This window comes from Pseudomonas sp. DrBHI1 (genome assembly GCF_002205115.1).
In the GTDB taxonomy this organism is placed as follows: domain Bacteria; phylum Pseudomonadota; class Gammaproteobacteria; order Pseudomonadales; family Pseudomonadaceae; genus Aquipseudomonas; species Aquipseudomonas mosselii.
On record NZ_NIBE01000037.1, the window covers coordinates 1 to 5,930 of the forward strand.

A 5,930-nucleotide genomic window follows, 5' to 3' on the forward strand; every position below is an offset into this window, starting at 1 on the left:
TCCAGCAGTTCGCGCTGGCGACTGCGCACGGGGGCGCCAAGCTCGGTGTTCCAGGTCACGCCGCTGGCCTCCAGGTGGCGGTGGGCCAGGTCGAACAGCTGGTTGCGCACCTCGGTCTTGCGCGACATCTCGGCGATAAAGCCGCTGGCTTCGTACTCCACCGACTCCAGGCTCGAAGCTTTCACCGTGACTTTGGGCGCCGGCTTGTCGAGCAGGATGCTGGTGCCCTGCAGGGTCTTTTCCAGCGCATCGAACACCCGCTGCGGACGCACCTTGGCCGGCACCACCACGCTGATCGACACCCCATGCACCTCGGCCGGGCGGCTGAAGTTGAGGATCTTGGCCTTGGCCGCCACTGAATTGGGGATGACCGCCAGGCTGCTGTTGCCGGTGATCAGGCGGGTGGCGCGCCAGTCGATGTCGACCACCTTGCCCTCGGTGCCGTCGATCGAGATCGAGTCACCGATCTGGTAGGGCCGCGTGGTGTTCAGCACGATGCCGGAGAACACGTCGGCCAGGGTGCTCTGCAACGCCAGGCCGATGACGATGGCCATCACCCCGGAGGTCGCCAGCAGGCCCTTGACCGGCAGTTGCATCACATAGGCCGCCGCCGCCACCGCCGCGACCAGGAAGATCAACGCCCCGACCACATCCTGCAGCAGGCGCCCGCCGTGGCTGCCGCGTGCCACCAGCAGCAGGCCGAACACCACCGTCACCGTGCGCGCGGCGAACAGCCACCAGCCGATCGCCAGCACCGTGGCCATCAGGTTGCGCGGCACATCGTCGGCCCAGGGCGGCGGTTGCAGCGGGCTCATGCCCGCCGTCAGCAGCACCGAGCTAAACACCAGGAAGCACACCAGCCGCGTGGCGATGCGCCAAGCCCGGTGGTGCAGCGGAATCAGCTGCCAGAGCAGCAGGTCGAGCAGGATCAGCAAGGTGCCGAGCAACAGCGGGTATGACTGGATGAACGCCAGCATGGTGGTCTCGGTGCGGGGGAGGGCTGTGGGTAGTAATAGAGCAGGTTGGGGTAGCGGGCAATGGCTGTCTGCGGGTATCGCAATCGCGGGGCAAGCCCGCGATAAGGCCAGAAAACGTGGCGCCTATCCATCGTTCGTAAAATAGAACGCTACAGCCAAATTTCGCTATCTACCGCCACAAAGGTTCCGGTTTTAATCTTCTCCCATCAACGCGAAACACCCACCCCACTGAAGATCGAAACCCAAGGAGCACCGGCAATGAACAACTTCAAATACAACCGCCTGAACAAAGACGACGCCGCCGTACTGCTGGTCGACCACCAGGCCGGCTTGCTGTCCCTGGTCCGCGACATCGAGCCGGACCGCTTCAAGAACAACGTGCTGGCCCTGGCCGACCTTGCCAAGTACTTCAACCTGCCGACCATCCTCACCACCAGCTTCGAGCAAGGCCCCAACGGCCCGCTGGTGCCGGAGCTGAAAGAGCTGTTCCCGGATGCCCCGTACATCGCCCGCCCAGGCCAGATCAACGCCTGGGACAACGAAGACTTCGTCAAGGCAGTAAAGGCCACTGGCAAGAAACAGCTGATTATCGCCGGCGTGGTGACCGAAGTGTGCGTGGCCTTCCCGGCGCTGGCGGCTCTGGAAGAGGAATTCGAGGTGTTCGTGGTCACCGATGCTTCCGGCACCTTCAACGAAATGACCCGCGACGCGGCCCACAACCGTATGAGCCAGGCCGGCGCGCAACTGATGACCTGGTTCGGCGTGGCCTGTGAGCTGCACCGCGACTGGCGCAACGATGTCGAAGGGCTGGCGGCGCTGTTCTCCAACCACATCCCGGACTACCGCAACCTGATCACCAGCTACAACGCCCTGACCGCCGGCAAGTAAGCCGCCGCCAGCCTGGCACCCGCGAGGGCGATGGTGCCAGGCAAGGCAGCACACCCATCCAATCCAGCGCTCGTCTGCTGTTGCACAGTGGATGCAGGCCAGCTCATCTCCAGGGAATGACAGCGATGAACACCGCAACCGAAGGCAACCGCAGCGTCGTCACGCTGGTGATCCAGCACAAGGTCCGTGCCCAGGCGCTGGCGCGCTACGAAACCTGGCTCAAGCGCGCCGTGACTACCGCTCGTCAACAGCCCGGTCATCTGGACGTCAATGTCATCCGCCCGGACGACGGCGGCCGCCACTTCACCACCGTGGTGCGCTTCGCCGACGCCGGCCTGCTGCAGGCCTGGGTCAACTCTGCCGAGCGCCAGGCGCTGATCAGTGAAGTGCTGCCACTGCTGGAAGACGGCGACCAGACCCAGGTGCACGATGACCCGGAGTTCTGGTTCACCCCGCCCAGCGTCGGCGCCGCGCAACCGCCGCGCTGGAAACAGGCCCTGCTGACCTACCTGGTGATCTGCCCGATGACCCTGGTCATTCCCCAGCTGCTGGCGCCGCTGTTTGCTCGCTATTCGCTGCTGGGTGGCCAGATCACCGGCAACTTGGTCACCAACCTGTTCGTCATCCTACCTGTGGTGTTCTACATCATGCCCTGGGTGACGCGCCGCTGTGCCGGCTGGTTGCGCCGCTGAGCGCCCGCCGTGATCCATTGCTAGCCTTCAACCGCCTGCCGATCACCCACCCGGACGGAGAGCACCATGAGCCAGGACCCTACCGACCAGAGCCGCCGCAAGTTCCTCGCCACCAGCACCGTGCTCGGTGCCGCCGGCGCGCTGTGGAGCGCATTGCCGTTCACCGATTCCGCCCGTGCCGCCCTTTCAGGAGATCCCATGAACGCCGACCTCATCTTGTTCAATGGCAAGTTGCACACCGTTGATCGCGAGAAACCCAACGCCAGCGCCGTCGCCATCAAGGACGGCAAGTTCCTCGCCGTGGGCAGCGACGCCGAAGCCATGGCCCACAAGGGGACCGCCACGCAGATCATCGATCTCAAGCAGCGCACGGTGATCCCCGGCCTCAACGACTCGCACCTGCACCTGATTCGCGGTGGCCTGAACTACAACCTCGAACTGCGCTGGGAAGGCGTGCCGTCGCTGGCCGACGCCCTGCGCATGCTCAAGGACCAGGCCGAGCGCACGCCGACCCCGCAGTGGGTGCGCGTGGTCGGCGGCTGGAACGAGTTCCAGTTCGCCGAGAAACGCATGCCCACGCTGGAAGAGATCAACCAGGCCGCGCCGGACACCCCGGTGTTCCTGCTGCACCTCTACGACCGTGCGCTGCTCAACCGCGCCGCGCTCAGGGCGGTGGGCTACACCAAGGACACGCCCAATCCCCCAGGCGGCGAAATCCAGCGCGACAAGTTCGGCAATCCCACCGGCATGCTCATCGCCCGGCCCAACGCCACCATTCTCTACGCCACCCTGGCCAAGGGGCCGAAGCTGCCGCTGGAGTACCAGGTCAACTCCACCCGCCAGTTCATGCGCGAGCTCAACCGCCTCGGGCTGACCAGCGCGATCGATGCCGGTGGCGGCTACCAGAACTACCCGGACGACTACCAGGTGATCCAGGAGCTGGCCAACAACAACCAGTTGACCGTGCGCATTGCCTACAACCTGTTCACCCAGAAGCCCAAGGAAGAACTGGCTGACTTCAAGAACTGGACGCAGAAGGTCAAGCCGGGCGACGGCACCGACTTCTTCCGCCACAACGGTGCCGGCGAAATGCTGGTGTTCTCCGCCGCCGACTTCGAGGACTTCCTCGAGCCGCGCCCGGACCTACCGCAGACCATGGAGCAGGAGCTGGAGCCGGTGGTGCGTCACCTGGTCGAGCAGCGCTGGCCGTTCCGCCTGCACGCCACCTACGACGAGTCGATCTCGCGCATGCTCGATGTGTTCGAGAAGGTCAACCGCGACATCCCGTTCAATGGCCTGCCATGGTTCTTCGACCATGCCGAAACCATCACCCCGCAGAACATCGAGCGGGTCCGGGCATTGGGCGGTGGCATCGCCATCCAGGACCGCATGGCCTTCCAGGGTGAGTATTTCGTCGAGCGTTATGGCGCCAAGGCCGCCGAACACACCCCGCCGATCAAGCGCATGCTCGACATGGGCGTGCCGGTGGGGGCGGGGACAGATGCTACCCGGGTCTCCAGCTACAACCCGTGGACTTCGCTGTACTGGATGGTCAGCGGCAAGACCGTCGGCGGGCTGGAACTGTATCCGCAAGGCCTGAGCCGCGAGACCGCGCTGCAGCTGTTCACCCATGGCAGCGCCTGGTTCTCCAGCGAGCAGGGCAAGAAGGGGCAGATCAAGGTCGGCCAGCTGGCGGACCTGGCGGCGCTGTCGCTGGACTTCTTCAGCGTCGATGAAGAGGCGATCAAGGGCATCGAGTCGGTGCTGACCATCGTTGATGGCAAGGTGGTGTACGGCGCCGCCGAGTTCGACAAGCTTGGCCCTGCGCAGGTGCCGGTGTTGCCGGAGTGGTCGCCGGTGGCCAAGGTGCCGGGGCACTGGCGCGCCGGTGCGCCGATGGCGGCGGCGCTGCACCAGTGCGTCGGGCCGTGCGGGGTGCATGCCCACAGCCATGAGAAGGCGCGGCATTCCAGTGTGCCGGTGAGTGATTACCAGGGCTTCTGGGGTGCGTTGGGTTGTTCCTGCTTCGCGTTCTGATGGCCTGATCGCGGGGCAAGCCCGCTCCCACCGAGACTACAGGGCTTCGTGGGAGCGGGCTGGCCCCGCGATGGCGTGCTACGCCATGTCGCTGATGGCGAACTCCTCCGCCAGATGATCGATCAACGACCGCACCGACGGCAGCAACCCCCGCCGTGACGGGAAGATCGCATGCACGATGCCGCAACGCGGATGCCAGCCTGGCAGCATCTCCACCAACCGCCCCGCCGCCAGGTCCTCGCGCACTGCCACCCTGGGCAGGTGCGCGATCCCCACGCCCGCCACCACGAAATGCCGCAGCGCGAACAGGTCGTCGGTGACCATCCGTGGTTTATGTGGGATCACCAGGCTGCGGCTCATGTCCTCACCCTGGAACAGCTCCCACTGGTATTCACGCTGGGCGCCGCCCCAATGGACGCTGGGTAGCTCGCTGAGCTGCTGCGGATCAAAGCCTTGCGCAAGCTGTTCGAGAAACAACGGGTGGCCGACCAGGCACTGGGTGCTGTTGCTCAGCACCTTCATCACCATGTCGGTGTTCTCCAGCGGCGGGAAACGCACCCGCAGTGCCACGTCAAAGCCCTCATGCAGCAGGTCGACGCGGCGGTTGGTGCTCTCGATGAACAGCTCCACCTGCGGGTACTTGAGCATGTAGCGGGTCAGCATCGGCCCGACCCAGGAGTTGAGCAGGGTGGTCGGGCAGCTGATGCGCACCAGCCCGCGTGGCTCACTGCGGTTGCGCTCGATGATCTCGGCGGCGCCCTCGGCTTCCACGCGCATGGCCAGGCAGCGGTTGTAGTAGGCCTGGCCGATCTCGGTCAGCGAGCAGTGCCGGCTGGTGCGGTGCAGCAGGCGCACGCCGAGGCGCTCCTCCAGGTCGGCGATGCGCCGGCTGAGTTTGGACTTGGGCATGTCCAGCGCCCGTCCGGCCGGGGCGAAGCCACCGTGCTCGACCACCTGGGTGAAGTAGTAGAGGGAGTTGAGGTCTTCCAAGGGGCGATCTCCGCAGCGCGCCGGGGACAATGGCTCGCAGTCTACCGGGCGATGGTGGCCCTTATCCAACTCCCTTCAAGCCAATGTCGCTCAGGACGACTCGATTCCCTCCAGCATTGCCTCCGTCAGGCCTTCGGCCATCTCGATGCCATGCAGGCTGGCCCACAACAGGCTCCTGCCGGTTTCATCCATATGCTCCAGCGCCTTGTAGCCGACGTTGTAGGCACTGCGCAGGTACTCGGCGACATGCACCAGGGCGTCGTGGGCGTTGATATTGGGGTTGACCGCGAACAGCGGTGGGTGGCCGGCGTCGCATTTGCCGAAGGGGTGGTGGCGGGTGTCGGGG

The 5,930-nt window shown here is 65.2% G+C and carries 6 protein-coding genes; 3 read left to right on the forward strand and 3 right to left on the reverse strand.

Features of this window, described 5'->3' with window-relative positions:
• On the reverse strand, nucleotides 1–977 hold a 977-nt coding region (locus CC207_RS05935; RefSeq protein ID WP_088851725.1), incomplete at its 3' end, for a mechanosensitive ion channel family protein.
• 258 nt (nucleotides 978–1,235) lie between these two features.
• Between CC207_RS05935 and ycaC the strand changes: the two genes are divergently transcribed.
• The 3 genes from ycaC to CC207_RS05950 all read left to right on the forward strand — a co-directional run bounded on the left by ycaC (nucleotide 1,236) and on the right by CC207_RS05950 (nucleotide 4,594).
• Nucleotides 1,236–1,865, forward strand: a complete 630-nt coding sequence (gene ycaC / locus CC207_RS05940) for an isochorismate family cysteine hydrolase YcaC (RefSeq protein WP_028688638.1) — start codon at nucleotides 1,236–1,238, stop codon at nucleotides 1,863–1,865.
• A 125-nt stretch (nucleotides 1,866–1,990) separates the two neighbouring features.
• Entirely contained in the window at nucleotides 1,991–2,557 is a 567-nt protein-coding gene (locus CC207_RS05945) for an antibiotic biosynthesis monooxygenase (RefSeq protein WP_088851726.1), read from the forward strand.
• A 66-nt stretch (nucleotides 2,558–2,623) separates the two neighbouring features.
• Nucleotides 2,624–4,594 carry an amidohydrolase gene (locus tag CC207_RS05950; RefSeq protein ID WP_143496081.1) on the forward strand — a complete coding sequence of 657 codons (1,971 nt, stop codon included), beginning with the start codon at nucleotides 2,624–2,626 and terminating at the stop codon, nucleotides 4,592–4,594.
• A gap of 78 nt (nucleotides 4,595–4,672) precedes the next feature.
• Here the strand turns inward: CC207_RS05950 and CC207_RS05955 are convergent, their stop codons facing one another.
• Both CC207_RS05955 and CC207_RS05960 read right to left on the reverse strand, forming a co-directional pair.
• The gene (locus tag CC207_RS05955) at nucleotides 4,673–5,584 is read right to left on the reverse strand and encodes a LysR substrate-binding domain-containing protein (protein WP_028688635.1); all 912 of its coding nucleotides are present in this window, start codon (nucleotides 5,582–5,584) and stop codon (nucleotides 4,673–4,675) included.
• Nucleotides 5,585–5,674: 90 nt separating this feature from the next.
• On the reverse strand, nucleotides 5,675–5,930 hold a 256-nt coding region (locus tag CC207_RS05960), incomplete at its 5' end, for a DUF6124 family protein (RefSeq protein ID WP_088851727.1).